Origin of the sequence: Staphylococcus parequorum (assembly GCF_039237145.1) — a bacterium.
Classification (GTDB): domain Bacteria; phylum Bacillota; class Bacilli; order Staphylococcales; family Staphylococcaceae; genus Staphylococcus; species Staphylococcus equorum_A.
The window spans coordinates 1,911,971-1,930,013 of record NZ_CP150682.1; the positions used below are offsets into that span (position 1 = coordinate 1,911,971).

The following is an 18,043-nucleotide window of genomic DNA, read 5'->3' on the forward strand; positions in this document are numbered from 1 at the left end:
TTTCTATCTACGATTAAAGCGTTTGTTTCTTCTTTCGATGTTTTCAATTTCAGTTTTAACCGGTTCTGCAACTTGTTTACCAACTTTCTTATTATCAAGATAAATTGGATTGTTGCCACTGTTACGTGTGTTAACTTCGATTGTTTCGTTCGTTTCGTTGCCTTCTTCGATAAGTTCCATGATACGACGTAACGTTTCGCCTTCGGTACTGAAACCTAGCTTGTCGCCTGTTTCTTTCCAAATAGCTTGTGATTTAACTTTGTTTGAAGGGTCGTGACTTATTATTGATTCACTGAAACCGCCTTCGGCAAGCCATGCGATTTCGGGACTATTAACAATGCCACCACTAGCATAGCCATGCCCATGTCCGATTACATCAAGTAATGATGAACCGTATTTTGCGCTTGCGTAACGCATACCGGCAATTAGGTTATCCGTACCGTTCATGATGTTGTCATGACCGGGTAGTTTAAAGGCGTTAAATGTACCGGGTTTAACTTGTACAAGTCCTTTAGCTCGACCGTCGAACAATCCGTCTGTACCACCGATAGCTTTGGGGTCGCCTCCACTTTCGGTTTGTATTTGTCTTTGCCATGCACTTACATAATCTTTTGAAGTTGGCAAACCGGCTTTTTTCAATGCACCTTTAACGTCCCATTTACCACCAGAACCACCAACATGTGATTTCAACCATGGTAACGGGTCAAATGGTTTGCCGTCTTGCCTCATTTCGTAATGTAAATGTGGTCCCGATGAACGCCCCGTATCGCCCGATGTACCTAGTTTGTCGCCGGCTTTAACTTGTTTCGTTCCGTCAAATGCAAAATCGCTTAGGTGTCCGTAAATAACTTCTAAACCACTACCATTTTTAATAGATACGTGATTACCAAAACCGCTACCGTCTTGCGGTATTGCTCTTGCTAGTCCACTGATTGTTGAATAAACTTTCTCATAGATATAGTTTAAATCAATGCCCATGTGTGGACTGTTAAACGGATAACCGGGCGCTCTACCGTTTGGACTATAAGGGAAATTTAGGTTGCCCGGCGAAAAGTCTAGGAAACTACTGTTGCCGGCTGTTACTTGTGCAAACCAACCTTTAATTTTTTCTTCTGCACCTTTTTTAAGGCGTTTTAATCCACCTCTAGCAAAGTCGCCAACGATACCGGAATAATCCCCAAAATCAACGCCAAATCCTTCAAGCGCTTTATCAAGTAATTTACCGGGTTTCTTGACCCAATCCATAACATCGCCGACGCTATCTTTAAGCCAATCTGCGCCTTTACCTACTTTGTCTTTAGTCCAATTATAGCCTTGTCCTAATTTATCGCCCGCCCAACTTAATGCGTTGCCGACAGTACCACCGTTTAAGCGTGGGTTTGCGTCGCCACCTAGCGTGCTGTTGGTTGGACTTTGGTTTAATAGTGCGTGTGTTTGTTTACCACTATATACTTTTGAACCTTTAGGCAAGTAAGTGTTGGTATCTCTATTTGGTGTAAATGATATTTTCCCATTAGGGTATTTAATCATTTCGTTACGATAACCACCCGGTCCATTGCCTTTACCTTTGTCGCCAACTGTAGCAAATGTACCTTCTTTTAATGCACCGTCACTTGATGTTTTAACTTTTCTATTAACTTGTTGATTGTGTGTTGTACCAGTGCTTAAATGTGGTATCTCTTTATCAATACCTAATTTATCGCCAACCCAATTAATACCGTCAATTAATTTATTTAATCCGTCTTTAATTGAATCGACCATATCGCCAATAAAACCTTTGATTTTATCAATGATATTTGATAAACCATTTTTCATATTATTAAAAATTGATTCTACTCGGTCCCATAAATCGCCTACAGTATCGACAACCGTATTTCTTATTGAGTTCCAAATATCGGAAAGGAAATTAAATACGTTGTTGAAAATGCGTTTAGATGTATTCCATAAATCTGTGAAATAACTTTTAACGCCATTGAATAATTTTTTCGCTAAATCTACTACTGTATTTCTGATTTTTCGCCAAGTATCATATAAGAAATTTTTAACAGATGTGAAAATTGATTTGATTGAACCCCATAAGGAATTGAAAGCACTTTTTACTTTGTTCCAAATATTACGGGCAAATGAAATAACTTTACCAGAAATATAATTCCAAGTTGAGATTAACCAATTTTTAACAGATGTAAAAATTGATTTAATGCTATTCCACAACCAAGTGAAATATTGCTTAACTTTAGACCAAATATTACGGGCAAAACTAGAAATTTTACTATAAATATAATTCCAAGTGCTTACTAACCAGTTTCTAACCGTTGTAAAGATAGATTTAATACTGTTCCATAACCAAGTAAAGTAATTTTTCACTTTAGACCAAATTAACCTTGCGAAATTACTTATTTTTGTATAAAGATAATTCCACGTACTAACTAGCCAATTTTTAACAGTCGTGAATATTGATTTAATACTGTTCCAAAGCCATGTGAAGTATTGTTTGACCTTCGACCAAACCAACCTAGCAAAGTTTGAAATTTTTCTATAAATAAAGTTCCACGTACTAACTAACCAGTTCTTAACAGTAGTGAAAATTAATTTAATACTATTCCATAACCACGTGAAGTAGTTTTTAACACCCGTCCATATCCATTTTGCAAAAGCTGTTACTTTTCCATAAATGAAATTCCACGTGTTAACTAACCACGTTTTAACGGTTGTGAAAATAAGTTTGGTATTAAGCCATAAGTTAGTGAAATAATTCTTAACACTCGTCCAAATCAACCTTGCGTAATAACTCACTTTTGAATAAATGGCAAGCCATACGGCAAAAAGCCAATTTCTAACTGTCATAAAGATTGATTTGATGCTAAACCAAAGTTGATTAAACCACGTCTTAACTTGGTTGTACATTTGTACAACTCTTGCAATGACTTGCGTTTTAATAATATTCCAAACCCAAACGAAAAAGTTCTTAATACCATTAAAAATCATTGTGATTGTAGACTTCCAAAATAGGAAATTCGCTTTGAGGTTTTGCCACCACAATTGAATAACTTTCATTACAAGGTTTTTTGCGTTCGTCCATATAAAGACTAGGAAATTTTTAACGGCTGTAAAAATCGTTACCGCCCAATATTTAATTGAGTTCCATATTCCTATTACCGCATTTCTAAAACCTTCGTTGGTTTTCCATAAATGAATGAACACACCAACAAGCGTTGTAATGATTCCAATAATGATTGTTACCGGTCCACCCATGAAACGAATTGCTAAACCTACTGCCTTCATGATTGGCGGTAGTATTTTTAATACCATTCCTAAACGTCTGATAATAGGTAGCACAATGCCAATTCCGATACCAATAAATTTAATAACACCGGATAAAGCAACTGCCGACGCTATAAATTTAGTTATTTGTGGGTGGGCTTTCATAAACTCGGCTGTCATTTTAGTTATTTTAACCGCAATGTTTAACACCGTTGCGCCTATTGGCGATACTGCTTGTACAAAGCGTACAAACACATCAACAATGTTACCGATTAACTGCCCAACCATTGGGGCATTTTCTCTTATATAAGACAAGAAATTTTGGAATGATTTATTTTGACTTAATGTAGCCGACCAATTTTTAAACTTATTAGTCATACTATCTAAACCATTTAACACCCAACCTGTTTCACTACTAAACGCTTTGAATAGGTTAATAATGCCGTTAAATACATTGCCAAAAATACTACCTAAAATAGGTAAGTTTGTTTTCGTGTAACTGATAAAGTCTTTAATGCCGTTTGCCGTTGATGTACTGTTAGCCCATTTTTGGAAACTGCGTGCCATGTTCTCAAAGCCTTGTGATGCCCATGTGAACAATGGATTAAGTTTGTTAAATAAAGCTACTGCACCGTCGCCAAAACTACCTATAGCATTTAAAATGTTTTTAAATACTTGTGGTCCTATCTTGTTTAATATCTTAAACATGTTTTGGGCGTTCTTGCTATTCTGCGCCCATTCTAGCAACTTGTTTGATGCTTTTGATGTAATACTAGCAATTTCGTTTATAGCCGGTGTGAGTTGGTCTAAGGCAAAATTTGCTGTCTTAATACCATTAGTCATAGTATTAAATATTTGTGCTTGATTACCTCTAACCAAATTATCAAATTGGGTTTTGATACCGGCTAACGCATCTTGATATTTTTGTGTTTCTGCTGTTGCTTTTAACAACCCTTCATCAAGCATCGCTAATGCACGTTTTGACATGCCAACCATTGTCATTGCGCCGGCACCGGCTATACCAAATGCACCGGCAAGCCCAACGGCACCACCTACTACGGCTGTTAATGATGAACCAATAGCCATAACACTTGAAACAACTGCACCGGCAACGGGTATGATTGCTGTAAAACTTGAAATCATTAAACCTTTAAACATACCACTAGCTACTTCGCCAACGTTACGTAAGGTAGTACCAATTTTATTTATTGTCTTAAACGTTTTTGAAAAATCGTTTCTCATACCACCAAGCGTACGTTTAACAGTTCCACCAACACTATTAACAACACGTGTTGTTGTACTAAATTTATCGTTCATAAACTTAATATCTTTGTTTAGTGAAGTCATTTCGTTACGGATTGAATTAAACGCAATTTTTGCCTTGCCCGGTAGCTGTGAAAACGAAATGCTTTTGATGTTCTTGTTTAGTTTCTGCGTTGTTTCATATGAGATATTACCAAATTGTTTAAATTCCTTTTCGGCTTGATGCAATGTTGCGTTGATTTCGTGCATACTTTTTGAATATGATTTGAAATCACTTTCATTCATTTTCTTTTGCATACTATATAACGACAATTCAGTGCTATTTAATTTGCTTTGTAAGTCTTTAAAACTATATCCAACTGTTTTGAAATCATCGCCCAATGACTTGCCGAAATTAATTTTGTCAATTTCTGTGAGTTGTGTATCAAGTTTGCCAACGTCTTTTGATAATGTGCTAAACGCTTTACTTGTCTTGTTTGTCATTTCAGATGTATCAACATTAGATATTGATTTTTGTAAATTAGTAAAGGTCTTTTGCGATACGCTACCAGTGTCTTTAAATTCCTTTTTAGCACTGTTTAATTCTGATTTAACGTTACTTAAATCTACGTCATCGCCCATTTCTGACATTGATTTATCAATTTTAGAAACCGATGTATTCATCATATCGAAACGTTTATTAACGTTCTTTTCAGTCGATGTTGTTTTGTCGTCAAACTCTCGCATTTTACGTTCCATACGGTCTACGGCTCTTGTAAATTTCGTTACATCAGCATTAAACTTTACATTAACTTTATCCATTTCAGCCATTCACTTTTTCCCTCCTTTCTTACCACTTTTTTGTATTACGCTATGAGTTTTCGATTCGTTTTAACTTCTCTAAACTGTCCCACTCTAATTCTTCACTTGAACGTGCTTGATTTTGTCCGGCGTTACCTTCTTTTCCGGGTTCAATGTTCTTCATGAATTTTTTGTTAGCTTTGTCTTGGTGCTTGTCTTGTGGGTTTGCGTGCATACGTGAAAGGTGGTTAAGATACAAGCGTTGTTTTTCTGCGTTTGCCTCTTGCTCTAAGGTTTCAAAGTGAATCAATAAATAACCTAGTAAATCAACCGCCGGTGCATCTATGACTTGTTCACGACCACCAACGATTGGACTAAGCGTATATACTAAACTATCTTCGACTGTTATTGTTTCTTGCTTGTTGTTTGTTTTGTTTCCTTGTTGAAATTCAGTGCCTTTCCCACTTTATCCATAAGTGATTTAACACGTTTAACGATTTTTTCAATATCGTTCACTTCAACTACTGCCTCGATAATTTCAAAGAAAGTATCCATATCTTGCACTTCTAAGTAAGCGCTATCAATACCACTTGCTACACTCGTCAATTCAATTGTTCTTTCCGGTACTGTTTCGATTAAGAAACCAAACGCCGATAATACATCGAAAATATTAAAATCTTCACTACGAATTAAATCTTCAATATCAAAGCCTTCTTGATACTGACCGAATAGTTTAATTACTGTATCTTGAAATTCTTTGTTATCTTGTAAATCTTTTTGAATAGCATTAACAACTTTTGCAATTGCGCCTAATTGTCCGGGTCTAATTGCTTTAATTTCTACTGCTTGTGATTGGTCTGTTTCGTGTAAGTTACCTTGTTTGTCTTGGTCGAATAATTGAATATTTACTTTAGTCATTTAAAATTCCTCCGATAATTGTTTGTTTTGCTTAAAATATTGTTTTTTGAAAAATAAAAAAGGTAGCCAATTTGACTACCTTCTAACTCTTGAAACTATTATGAAACTGTTACTGTTACTGTTGAAGTCACGTTGCTACCGTCATTTGCTGTTGCTGTAATTGTCGCCTCGCCTGTTGCTACTGCTGTAACTACACCGGCGTTATCTACTGTTGCGATTGATTCATCGCTTGATGCGTAAGTTACTGATTTATCAACTGCGCCTACCGGTTGTACTGTTGGTTGTAACGTTACCGTTTCGCCAACTGCTAATGTTTGTGATTCACTATTAAATGCAATGCTTGAAACTAACGTGTTATCTGTGTTTGAAGTGTTGCCATTTAATAAGTCGTCCCATTTAGGCAAGATACCGTTAGGGTCAACTGCGCCTGTAAAGAAATAGTTACCTTTACGGCTAGGGTTTGCGTTATCACGTGGGTATGCACTCATTGAGATTTCAAGTGAACCTTGTTCGTTTGCACTTGAAATTTCTACTTCATCGTTTGCGCCGGCTTTGTAGATATTAATATCGTTGTCGTGATTGTCGCCGTCTGCACGTCTATGAATACGTACCGGTCTAGCGTTCTTACGGTTTGATGCGCCTAACGGTGCGTCTGCTACACCTGTGATTTTACCGTTTTCGTCTACAGTATCAGTACCGGCAATAGCAAGTAATAACATATCTATTGTCTGTTGTGCTGCCACAATACTTACTGTTACGTTATAACCTGTTGAACGTTGGTCGTATGGGCTGTTACCGTAATCGGCAATTACCACATCTTCCATTTCCGGTTCGAACGATACCGAACCACCCTCGGCTTGTAAGTAACTGTTTGAATCGCCGTTTTTACCGTCGAATTTAATAATATCGTCGCCTTCGCCAACGATAATATCCGAAATACCGAATATAATTTCATCATCGCCACGACGTGTAGCTTGTGCAAAGTGCTGTAAGTTTAATTTAATATGGTCGCTTTTATCAGCGAATGGAAATACTTTTTGTTGTGTCATTCCTTTTGCCTCCTAATTTGAATTAAAAAAAGCGAACGCTATTTTTTGCGCTCGCTTGCTTTCTTGATTTGTGTTTCAAAATTTAAACTATATGACATGATGTTATCTTCATCTACACCCAACCTTGCCGGTAGGTGCAACCCGTCTATTGAAAACACATTGTAATCAATTTCACGTGTCTTATAACTAACTGTCATAGTGTCATACCTGTGTTGGTGTAATGCCTCGTAAATCTCTATTGCTACATCATTTGCTTTAGCAAAATCAGACGACTTAACAATTATTTGATAACGTGGTCTTATCAATTGACCTTCGTACATGCTCGGCGGTTCTCCGGGGTCGCTATAAACAACAATCGTATTATCGTTACGTGTAGTGAAATTCATAGAAATTAACATATCTGTTTGTATGTTCGATTTTAAATAATTCATTATCGCTTGTTCTATCATGTTTAACCTCCATAAGTTTCGGTAACGACTTTAGCCAATTGAGTGCGCCACCTATTTTGATTAAGTAGTTTTGCATTGGTTAAGTATTTTCTACCCGGTTCAAAACTACCAACATTAGGTTTAGCACGTGTTAACTCGCCCCGTCCGTTAAAGTAATAATCGGTATAAGTAACGCCCCTAGCGTATTTATTGTATATGCCTTTTCTTGAAGGTTCTTCGTGTCTACGCAACGCATAAACTAACGGCGAACCAACAGATAAAGATATTTGACCGTTTACATATTTTGCGCCGGTACTTCTTATTGATTGTTCTAACTGCCCCGTATCTCTTGGTGCCAATGCTTTCGCATCTGCCTCAACTTGGTAGCCTACTCTATTTGCCTTTTTAACCATATTGGTAACTAATTCTTTATCGGCTGTTTTCATCTTGGCAATAAAACTTTCTGTATCTTGGTTGTTGATACTAAAATGTTTACTTGCCATTGATAATCAACGTTCTAAAATAAGTTCTACTTGCCGATAAATTAGTAGTTTCCGTATAACTTTTAACGGTACCTGTCTTAACTGTTCCACGTCTTGTCGTGTACTCAACTTTAACACCTGTTTGAGCCGGTACGTTGTGCATTACGTCTACCTCGTCTACTGCGTCATCATATACAAAGGTTTTACTTCTTTGTAATTCAGCGTGTTCATTAACACGACATTTGAATGTTGATGTATCAGTTAACGGCTGTCCGTAATCGTTGTAACTTTCATTACCGTTTTCATCAAGTATTGGTACAGACATTGTAATGCTTTGTCGCATTGGTGGAATCATATTAACCTACCTACTTGCATTGTTGTTTTCGGTGTACCGTTTTTCTCGTGTTCCTTTTCGATAATAGAAACAACGTTAGGGCTTAATATTTCGTCTTGTTCTAATACGGCTTTCACATCTTTGACAGTATAATCAGTGATTCCCTGTCTTTTCAACATCGCTATGCCTTCATACTCTGATTCAACGTTGTATAAAGTCTGTAGGGCTATCATACGCTTTGATAAATCTACATTAGGATAGTTGGTTAGGAAATCGTTAATTTGTTCCTGTGCGCTAAATATATGCTTTGTAAGTGCATCTTCTGGTAAGTCGTCGAAATAATCCGGTGTGGGTAGTTTTAATAAATAACTTTTAACTTCTTGTTCGTTTATTTCCATACCTTACACCTCACGTTTCTAATTCTTTTAAAGCATTAATATAATCTGATTTTTTAGCCTTACGACCAACTTCGATATTATTATCTTTTGCTAGTTGCTGTAGCTCTTTAACTGTCATTGATTCATAGTCAACACTATTTGTATCGTTTGGTTCTTTGTTGTCTGATTCTTCGACAACCTCCACCAATTGATTAAGGCGACTATATTCGTCATCGTTTAGATAAATATAATCGCCTGTGCTAACTAATGATTTATGATGTGATATTGAGCCTTGTATAACTCTACATTTCTTCATCATAAAACACCTCTAATTAATTATGCTGTTGTTCCGTCGTCTACTGTGCCACCGTCTGTAGTTCCACCACTTGTTGGCGCTACGTTAAGGTAAACTGTACCGTTAACATTTTTAGTAACTGGCATAACAACTTGTCCTACAATTGTTTTTTCTGTTACTGGGTCTTTGTCAATTACAGTGATAACAAATTTGCCTTTTTCGAAATTGTTTTCAACACTTGGACCACTCATAGTAGAACCTAATACAGATGAACGTAATACTACTTTGTCGTCTGCTAAGTGTTCGTGTGTTTCAATCTCGCCAAGTTCGTTTTCAATTGCCGTTTCTGTGTCATCAATAACGATTGGTGGCAACTTAACAGAATTGAATAACGCTATAACGTCGTCATCTTTAACAATGCGTGGACTGTTTGTGTCGTTAAATAATTCTGTTTTGATTTGTCCGGAACCAACTAACTTGTTATAAGTAGTTGAGTTCATGTTAATAACTTCCGGTTTTTTACGACCATTAGTTTTTTGGAATTGCTTAACGGCGTTTTGTAAGTCTGTAATTGGTGTAGCTTGTTCCGTACCCCATTCATTAGATACCGCAACGTTGTTTTCTTCCGGACGGTCTAAGTCGAAAGTTAAACGTGTTTGCGTCATTGGGTCTACATAGTCTACACGACCGTTGTAAGCCATTTGAGAACGAATGTACTCTACTGTGTCATCAACTGATACTGATAATTCGTTAGTATCAATTAACACACCGTCAACAATTTTTTGACGTTCTGCGTCATTACGTGGGTTTCTGTAGTGATACATTTCAATTTCATCTAAGAAATTAGCGTTTTGAATTTTAGTAAGGCTTGCAATTGCTTGTTTGCCTTGTCCTTTGTTTTTGATTGGTGCGCCGGCGTTAAAACCTGTAATTGATGCCGATGCATTAATTTGTTGTTCTACAACGTTGTAAACGTTTTCAATTTCTTCTACTTCTTCAACTGGGTATGCGCTCGCTAACGGGTACTGATTCGGCGTATCTTGTGAACGTAAATTATCAGCCTCTTTAACAAACGCTTTTAAACTTGCTTGTTGTAAGCGTGTATCTTCTAATACCATTAATAATCCTCCTTATGATGTTAATAAAATTAAATGTCGAATACTAAACGACCTTGCGTCGCTTGTTTAAAGTTATCAGTAACACCTTTACAGCGTGCCTCAATAACCGATGCTTTGCGTACTGCACTAACAATTTCATTTTCGTTAGGCTCTACTGTTACATCGTTCGCTGTTAATACTGCACCTTTCATTGTTGCCGGTGTACTTCCTGTTACAAGTTCAAATAAACCTGTTTCTTCATTACGGAAAATAGCCGTACCAATTGGCACTTCTGTTACTTCTGTGAATGTTGAACCGTCTAAAGTAGGATTACCTACAGTATATTCAACGTTCTTGCCGTCACGTAAAAACTCAACTGATTTACCAAATGTTTTGTATGTTTTTGGTTTTAAATTCATTGGTTATGCCTCCTTGCCTAATAATCTTTGTGCATTACTTTTCCCGATTGCCTCGTCACTGTTATTAAAACCGTTATTGCCTTTTTTAGCACCCGGATTATAATTATTTGTTTGTGATTGGGCTTGTTGCTGTTGTGAGCCTTGAGCCGGGTCATCGGTATTTGAAGTTTCAACGAATAAATAAGAATCTGATTCACGTAATTTTTCCAGTTGGTCTTGTAATCCTATAACCTCGTTATCTTCATCGTTGAATTTAAGGTTATCTGATTCAAGTAATGCCCTAACCGCCTTAATGTTACGTGCGCCCGAATCACGTAATTTATTTTCTAAACTGTGATTGAAGTTTAATTCTTTAACTTCATTTTGGCGTTGTTCTTCTTTTTCTTGATTCGCTTGTCGCAAGTCACTAATAGTTTGTTGCAAGTCATCGCCGTTTTTCGCTTTCTCTTGTAAGTCTTTTAATTCGTTATCTTTTTGCTCGTTATCCTCTTTGTAAGAATCAACGGTAGTTTGTAACTCTTTAAGTTTGGAATCTTTTTGACTTACTTTATCTTTAAAACTTTGTATTTCTTGCCCATGTAGTGACATGATACCTTCAATCTTTTCATCATCAATTCCGATGCCTCTTAAATCTTCTCTTGTAAAACTCATTTACAATTCCTCCTTACGTTTTTTTCTACGGTGTGCGACACCGATTAGGATTAGCGTTGTAACGTAACGCCTACGAATCACGTATAAGGTAAACAAAAAGGCACACACCTTTTATTGATGTGTACCTTCAAAATTTATGTTCGCCAAATACATGAGGGATATATAATGACTACAACTTTCGTTGCAAGTTACATTGTACCGTATAACGTTACTTTATAGCAAACCATGTTATATACGTCACTTGTGCCACTGTATTTAATTCATATATGGCGTGTAATCTTCTGTGTTTTTATTGTATTCATTCGCTATATCTTTGTCGGCATCATCTATATATTTATATAAATCATTAGGCATTAACATAAATATATGTTCTAACGGGTCATTGTCTGCGTATGCCTCGATTACATCATCAAAACTTTGTTCGTTATCAAATGATTGCGCTATGTTATAACGTTCAATTGCTAACGCTAGTATTTTGTCTAACCAAAACATTTGTGTTTCTCTAGTCATTTACAACACTCACTTTTCCACGATTTAATAATACATAGTATTGTTGCCCTTCAATATACAACACGTCATAGCCTAACATAACAGCTAAGTTTGAAGAATTTCGGGTAATACCTTTTAATAAATCTTTTGTATTAGTATCTAAATCAGATAATTTAATATCCATTTCCCATTCTTTTTTAATCTTGTTCAAATCTTTTTTACTTATTACGTTAGCATCATCATTAAATTTCATGTTCATTATATTACTTGCGTTGTCTTTAGCGTAACGTGATAAAACAAGTTCTTTATTTTCTTCGGTCATTACTGCTGTATAAGTACCATGCCCAAATATTCCACGACCTATATAATGTTCGCCGGTCTTGTATTGTTCTATTAATTCACTTGCCGGTGTATCGCCAAAATCATTAAGCCCACGCATTAATTTATTACTTTCGTCTAACTTATCAAATTCATCTTGTGTAATTAACTGTGGTAATTCATTATATCCAAACATTTCAGAAATAACTTCCTGTGATTTTCTATTGAATGGTATTTCGTTTTCTTTATCAAAATCATCAAGTTCAAATTTAAGTTCGTTTTTTTGTGCATCTGCAAAATTAGTTCCAAATGTATTATCAAATGTTTCTAATAAAGTTGGTGCTAAATCTATTAATTCGTCTAATGTTTCGATAGGTTCAAATGAATTATTATCCTGTGTTGCATTTTGAGTATCGTTTTCGGCTTGTTTATTATCATCTTGAATATTTGTATCAGATACATTGTTTGCGCTTGTGTGTTCTTCCTGTGTGCTTTGTGTTTCATCTGATACTTTGTTAGGGTCATAGACTTTTTTCATCTGTGCTACCCATTCATGATATTTAGGTTTGTCATTTGTCTTAACCTGTAGGTATTCTTGGAACGTCTGCGGTCCGTCACTACCTAATCGGTTACGCATCTTGTTATACGAAAGACTGTTTCGTCTTGCTTTAGCCTTTGCCTTTTGGTCTGTGTTGTATCGTTCTTTTTCTGCCTGTGTTCGATTGTCTGTAGATTCATCAAATGTTTTTGAATGTTCCAAATCTCTTTTAATTTCTTCATCACTTTTAAAGTCTATGATATACGGTCTAAAGTTACATTGACAATTAGGGTGTTTTGGAAACGTTGTATATAAATTGATATACGGGAATTGGTCGCCACGTTCTGTAGCGAATACATGCCCTCTATATCTTACACATTCCCCGCATGTTGGAATGTTCCCCGTTACAGTTACATGTTTTATATCATCTTCGGCATATCTGTTTAAATGACTATGATTATATGCCGTTTGTGTTTTTGTTCTTACTACTGTTTCGGCGTAAAAGTCCAATGGCAAATGTTTGCCGTCTACTGTAACGAATGAAGTCATACCCTGTTCGCCAAACTTTTTAGCAACTCTTTGTGACATCTGCTTATTAGTCATACCAACCATTAAGCCTTTTGATATTTCGTTTTGTACATCTTTAACTGCAACGTCCACATTCTTTTTAGAATATTGTTTAGCTGTCCTAAATGCACTCGCTAAGTCTTGCATGGTATCAGTGACGATTGATGTTATAGCGTCTGTATGAACATACTCTTGGGCAATTGCATTTTGCACATTAAACGCGCCGTTACTTGTAATTAATCCTACATCAATTAATTGTTGTTGTGCGTTAGATAAACCATTTGCGTATTGCTCGTATATCGTTTGTGGCACTTCTTGTTGTACACTTGACCCAATGTTATCAAATAACTTTTCTATAGCCATATACATGCGCTGTGTGTCCTTATCGCTTTCGATGTTTACACCACTAACTAATTCTTTAACTTGATTCTGTAAAAACTGTGATAACTTCTTAATTTGTTCTGGTGTCAATGCCATTTATAACACCTACTCATTCAATGTTGGTGCATTTGTATTTTGTTCAATAGGGTTTCCCATTTCATCAAGTGGGTTGCCGTTGTCATCACGATTGTTCATAAAGTTTTGTAGTGATTGATTGCCTAAGTCCATACTCATGCTATCGCTTTGTGTCTGATTGCTTTGTATACGTTCAATTTCTTCTTGTACCCATTCTTCCGACTTTTCCGGATTAATGCGTCTTATTGTTTCTTCTAACGATTGAACACCTGCGTTATATTTAGAAATGTTTTCAGTGCTTACTTCTTCTTGTGGTTTCGGCAACATGTCTTTAACAATGATATTGGGTCTTTCGATAATGATTTCGTTGTCTTTATCATTCGCAAACCATAAAGCCGATTCAAAGGCATTTTGTAAAAACTCTACGTATTCATCACGTATCTTTTCAGATTTGATTACAGATAACATTAAGTCATAGAATTTAGCTATGCCGGATTGAGTACCACTACTTGATTCTTTTACTAACTCAATAGCGCTTTCCGACGTTTGCGTTTCTGCTAACATCATACGGACGATATCTTTTACATACGACATATCGCCAATTTTACTTGTGTCGATTTGGTGTACTTCCATTGATTTGCCGTTCTCGTCTATTTCTGTAACTTCTAAGTCCCTATGGTCTATCTTGTTCTCGTCCCCGAATTTATCTTGCGCAATGATTTTAAGCTGTTCCATTGTTCCTTTTGGTATAGATATTCTAGGCTTACCATTACGTTCGAATGTTTGCGCTGTACGTGTTACCGTCCAATTGATTTCTTCTTGCTTACCGGATATACCACGTAAAGCCGAATTACCTAGTTTGTTAGTAAATGTTGGGTCGTTTGCTAGATAACTTACGAATGTACGTTGACGCCCTTTAAATACTTTGTGTGTGTCTGCTAAATCAATTTGTAGTTTCTCTTGGATTATTTCCGGTTCTTCCACTAATACAAGATTGTTTTCATCGTTAGATTTATATAATCTATCCAGTGTTTCAATAGCATCTTCGCTTTCTCTTTCAGTGTATACGTGTACAAACCTAACGCCTTGTTCTTCTTCTTGCTGTGTTGGTTCCAACTCATATACTAAATCAACGCCTAGCCCGTCATCATGTGGATAATAAACATTACGTTCTTTAATATCAATTGCTATTTTACCGTTCTTAATCATTGGTACGGCTACGATTCCACCGTCAATTTGTAATTGGTTTAGATTCATAGTGTGATTGATATTACTATTCTTTTTAATTTGGTCTATAACTTCCTGTTGCTTGTCGGTTGTTTGCCCGTTAAAGTCTGTTGTTTCTGTTTGCTCTATAAATTCCTCTTGTTGTTGTCCCTGTGTGCTTACTGTAGTTTGTTGTATGTTGTTTAACATATCTTCTTGGGCTAAACTATCACTTGGATAATTGGTCTTAATTCCGTTAAGTGTGCGTGCTACAAGCATACTAGGTAAATCAACTATCACACGACTAATATTAATCATTAGGTAAGGCGTGCGAACGTTCTTTGATGCTACTTCATTTTGTGTGCTGTACACGTCGATAATCTCGCCTTGTTCGATTAGGTTAATTGCACGTGGAAACAACTCGTGGTGTCTACCCTCGTATAACCCCCTGTAGTAATACATATCGTCATGTACTTGTTTAATGACTTCTTTATCAAACTTAACCCATGTGTTATCTTGATTTCTAAATTGCATTGTGTACCTCCTTAATTCTATTTAGGTTATCTATTAACCTAATACGTTACATATTACCATGCGTTACCTGTAATCACACTAGCCGTTGGTTTAGATGCAAAGTAGTTTAACGCTTGTGTCATAGCATCTACGGTATCGTCATGTACTGCGTTATCAAACATTGTTAGTTCATCAATGAAATCATCAACACTAGGAACCTTCTTACCAACAAATACATTACCCGCCTCAAAGAATGGCGTTACGGCGTATGCCCTTGCTACCTTACTTTCTCTTGGTGTGATAGGTATGATGCCACTAATCTTTTGTTTTAATGTTGTAATGATTGCCGGACCATTTGCCTTATCCTCAATCAATATCTTTCTACATTTAGGATATTTATTCTTCATGCTTTCTACTGCTCTAACGCTTTGTGTAAAGTCCATTTTTGCCCGTATTTGGTCGATTAAATAAAAGTCTGCACCCTTCTTAATCCATACTTGCCCGACCGCATAGTCGCTTGATTCACTATCTTTAAAGGTAAAGTCCCAACTTACTAACATATCATCATGTTGTGGTGGCACCCTATCATAGTATTGTACCCATTCACGTTTAAATATGGTACCTTGTGCCGGCGACGGTCTTTGTTGGAATAACGATGCCCACGTTCTCGAACCTACTTCACGTTTTTTAAGGTCTGCCCATTCTTCATCATAGCCCAATTCTCTACATAATGGTTCTCCTTCTTCACGATTTAATAAATCGTCGTCATCTTCTGCAATTGCCGGCAACCTTAACCTGTTCCAATCATAAGGCGATTGCTCTAATAAACGCCCTATAAAATCGTCTTGGTGCCAACGGGTCATAATAACTATAACGCTTGCGCCGTCGTGCAAACGTGTAGATAAAGTGCTTTCCCATTCGTCCCAAATGTTCTCACGTATTGTTTTACTTTGTGCCTCTTTTGAGTTTTTAATAGGGTCATCAATTATCATTAAGTCGGCACCTTGTCCGGTAATACTACCGCCAATACCTGTAGCAATCATGCCACCGTTGTAATCTGCTAAACCCCAATCGGTTGTACTGTTGTTATCAGCCGATAAACCAAGATTAAATAAATCACTCGAAAATTCTTCAAACTTGTTACGGTTTAATCTACCGAATTTACGGGCTAACCCTTCGGAATATGCCGATGTAATAACTCTTTTTGTAGGGTTTTTCATTAAGAAGTACGACGGAAACGTTTCGGTAACAGTCATTGATTTACCATGACGTGGTGGCATTTCAATCATTAAGTGCATTTGTTCGCCGTCTGCTATACGTTGCAAATAATCACATATTAAATCAGTGTGTGCGTAATGTTCAAAGTTTCCATGATGCGCCGATTTAACATAACTGCGATAACTACGCCTTGCGCTTTCACGTCTTGCCTCTCGTATAATTAACTTCTTTTGTTCTGCTGTCATCGTCATTCTTCATCACTCATATTCGCTAATTTTTCTATATCTTTATCGCTTAATCCGGATAAATCAACTTTCTGTTCTATGCCACCGGCGTGTTCAATATTTTGTTTCTCTCGCCATACTTCTTGCTTACGGTTTTTAAGCCAAAATATTTGTGCTGTTGTATTAGGCTTTGCGTATTTCTCTACATCTACTACTTCGCCTGTATCTGTTAACTGTTGTTCTATATATTTAAAGCCTAGTGCGTTTTTAAACAAAGCGTTCTCTACTTGCCTGTCTGCACTATCTCTACTTACTTTTAAGGCGTCCGAAAAGTCTTTGCTCTTTTCAATCCATTTGTACAATGTTGATTTAACTATTCCTATGTTATGGGCTATCTGTTCCATTGTTAGTCCGTCCCTCGCCCAACCTTGTACACGTATTAAATTTTCTTCTTTTAACCAATCTTCAATTCTTACACGTCTTGCCATTGTTCCACCTCCTTAATTAAAATATGGTAAAAAAATAAACGCCACTTAATTAAAAGTGACGTTTTAAACAAAATAAACAAAAAGAAAAAAGCAAACAAAGAAAAACATTTAGAACACCACTTGTAGATGTTCTTAATTGATTTTACCACCTGTTTTAAATAACTACCACATGTGCATAATGTGTAATTTACGTCACTTATTATTAAGCAATATCATGCTTTTCTTTATACTGCTTATATTCTTCATCTGATTTACACATAACTTGAGCTATCTCGTTAATAATGTTTTGTACTCTAGTACGTTGTACCCTTAATGTACCGGCAATGTATTGGCAAGTATGCCCTTGTATTCTCAAAGCAAATACAATAATATGTTGGTCTTTGTGTAACTTGTATGCGTTATTGTCTATAAACGCTATTTTCTGTTCTAAATTATGAATCACATTATTGTTTTTCATTAATTGTTTAGCTTTTCTAAATGTTGGGTCGCTAACACCATTACCCTTTGGCATTGTTGCATCAATTCCGTATGCCATTGCACCGGCGCCCGGTTCCATGCTGTCGTTATATTCTTCTACTAAACAATGCAATGTGTGAACATCATCATTGTATGTTTTAAGCATATTAATAACTTGCTTTGGTTCGTATATCAATATAGCACCCACTTTTCATT

The 18,043-nt window shown here is 36.4% G+C and carries 18 protein-coding genes; all 18 read right to left on the reverse strand.

Annotation, left to right across the window (positions count from 1 at the left end):
- Positions 1 to 3: 3 nt before the first annotated feature.
- Positions 4 to 5,334, reverse strand: coding sequence for a peptidoglycan DD-metalloendopeptidase family protein (locus AAA453_RS09255; protein ID WP_427704549.1), 5,331 nt, complete (start codon positions 5,332 to 5,334; stop codon positions 4 to 6).
- Between the two features lie 40 nt (positions 5,335 to 5,374).
- Entirely contained in the window at positions 5,375 to 5,614 is a 240-nt protein-coding gene (locus AAA453_RS09260; RefSeq protein ID WP_427704552.1) for a hypothetical protein, read from the reverse strand.
- A gap of 95 nt (positions 5,615 to 5,709) precedes the next feature.
- A complete protein-coding gene (locus tag AAA453_RS09265) occupies positions 5,710 to 6,222 on the reverse strand; it encodes a hypothetical protein (RefSeq protein WP_427704554.1) in 513 nt (170 codons plus the stop codon).
- Positions 6,223 to 6,320: 98 nt separating this feature from the next.
- A complete protein-coding gene (locus AAA453_RS09270; RefSeq protein WP_427704557.1) occupies positions 6,321 to 7,271 on the reverse strand; it encodes an Ig-like domain-containing protein in 951 nt (316 codons plus the stop codon).
- 38 nt (positions 7,272 to 7,309) lie between these two features.
- On the reverse strand, positions 7,310 to 7,720 hold the full coding sequence (locus AAA453_RS09275; protein WP_002507715.1) for a minor capsid protein: 411 nt from the start codon (positions 7,718 to 7,720) through the stop codon (positions 7,310 to 7,312).
- A gap of 2 nt (positions 7,721 to 7,722) precedes the next feature.
- Positions 7,723 to 8,202, reverse strand: a complete 480-nt coding sequence (locus AAA453_RS09280; protein WP_427704560.1) for an HK97 gp10 family phage protein — start codon at positions 8,200 to 8,202, stop codon at positions 7,723 to 7,725.
- Complete coding sequence (locus tag AAA453_RS09285) at positions 8,192 to 8,536, reverse strand: hypothetical protein (protein ID WP_427704563.1); 345 nt, start codon at positions 8,534 to 8,536, stop codon at positions 8,192 to 8,194. The genes AAA453_RS09280 and AAA453_RS09285 overlap by 11 nt, the downstream gene beginning before the upstream one ends.
- Positions 8,533 to 8,913, reverse strand: coding sequence for a hypothetical protein (locus AAA453_RS09290; protein WP_427704565.1), 381 nt, complete (start codon positions 8,911 to 8,913; stop codon positions 8,533 to 8,535). The genes AAA453_RS09285 and AAA453_RS09290 overlap by 4 nt, the downstream gene beginning before the upstream one ends.
- A 10-nt stretch (positions 8,914 to 8,923) precedes the next feature.
- Positions 8,924 to 9,208 carry a hypothetical protein gene (locus tag AAA453_RS09295; RefSeq protein WP_427704567.1) on the reverse strand — a complete coding sequence of 95 codons (285 nt, stop codon included), beginning with the start codon at positions 9,206 to 9,208 and terminating at the stop codon, positions 8,924 to 8,926.
- A gap of 20 nt (positions 9,209 to 9,228) precedes the next feature.
- Positions 9,229 to 10,305 (reverse strand): major capsid protein, encoded by a 1,077-nt coding sequence (locus AAA453_RS09300; RefSeq protein ID WP_427704569.1) that lies wholly within the window; start codon positions 10,303 to 10,305, stop codon positions 9,229 to 9,231.
- A 29-nt stretch (positions 10,306 to 10,334) separates the two neighbouring features.
- Positions 10,335 to 10,703, reverse strand: a complete 369-nt coding sequence (locus AAA453_RS09305) for a hypothetical protein (protein ID WP_427704572.1) — start codon at positions 10,701 to 10,703, stop codon at positions 10,335 to 10,337.
- A 3-nt stretch (positions 10,704 to 10,706) separates the two neighbouring features.
- Positions 10,707 to 11,354 carry a phage scaffolding protein gene (locus AAA453_RS09310; protein WP_427704574.1) on the reverse strand — a complete coding sequence of 216 codons (648 nt, stop codon included), beginning with the start codon at positions 11,352 to 11,354 and terminating at the stop codon, positions 10,707 to 10,709.
- A gap of 255 nt (positions 11,355 to 11,609) precedes the next feature.
- Positions 11,610 to 11,864: a hypothetical protein gene (locus tag AAA453_RS09315; protein ID WP_427704576.1), complete on the reverse strand. Its 255-nt coding sequence runs from the start codon at positions 11,862 to 11,864 to the stop codon at positions 11,610 to 11,612.
- On the reverse strand, positions 11,857 to 13,743 hold the full coding sequence (locus tag AAA453_RS09320) for a phage minor capsid protein (protein WP_427704578.1): 1,887 nt from the start codon (positions 13,741 to 13,743) through the stop codon (positions 11,857 to 11,859). The genes AAA453_RS09315 and AAA453_RS09320 overlap by 8 nt, the downstream gene beginning before the upstream one ends.
- Positions 13,744 to 13,752: 9 nt before the next feature.
- Positions 13,753 to 15,462, reverse strand: a complete 1,710-nt coding sequence (locus AAA453_RS09325) for a hypothetical protein (RefSeq protein WP_427704580.1) — start codon at positions 15,460 to 15,462, stop codon at positions 13,753 to 13,755.
- A 53-nt stretch (positions 15,463 to 15,515) separates the two neighbouring features.
- Positions 15,516 to 16,910 carry a phage terminase large subunit gene (terL, locus tag AAA453_RS09330; protein WP_427704582.1) on the reverse strand — a complete coding sequence of 465 codons (1,395 nt, stop codon included), beginning with the start codon at positions 16,908 to 16,910 and terminating at the stop codon, positions 15,516 to 15,518.
- Entirely contained in the window at positions 16,907 to 17,371 is a 465-nt protein-coding gene (locus AAA453_RS09335) for a hypothetical protein (RefSeq protein WP_002507727.1), read from the reverse strand. Before AAA453_RS09335 ends, terL begins: the two co-directional genes overlap by 4 nt.
- A 202-nt stretch (positions 17,372 to 17,573) precedes the next feature.
- Complete coding sequence (locus tag AAA453_RS09340) at positions 17,574 to 18,023, reverse strand: hypothetical protein (RefSeq protein WP_270893068.1); 450 nt, start codon at positions 18,021 to 18,023, stop codon at positions 17,574 to 17,576.
- Positions 18,024 to 18,043 lie beyond the last annotated feature (20 nt).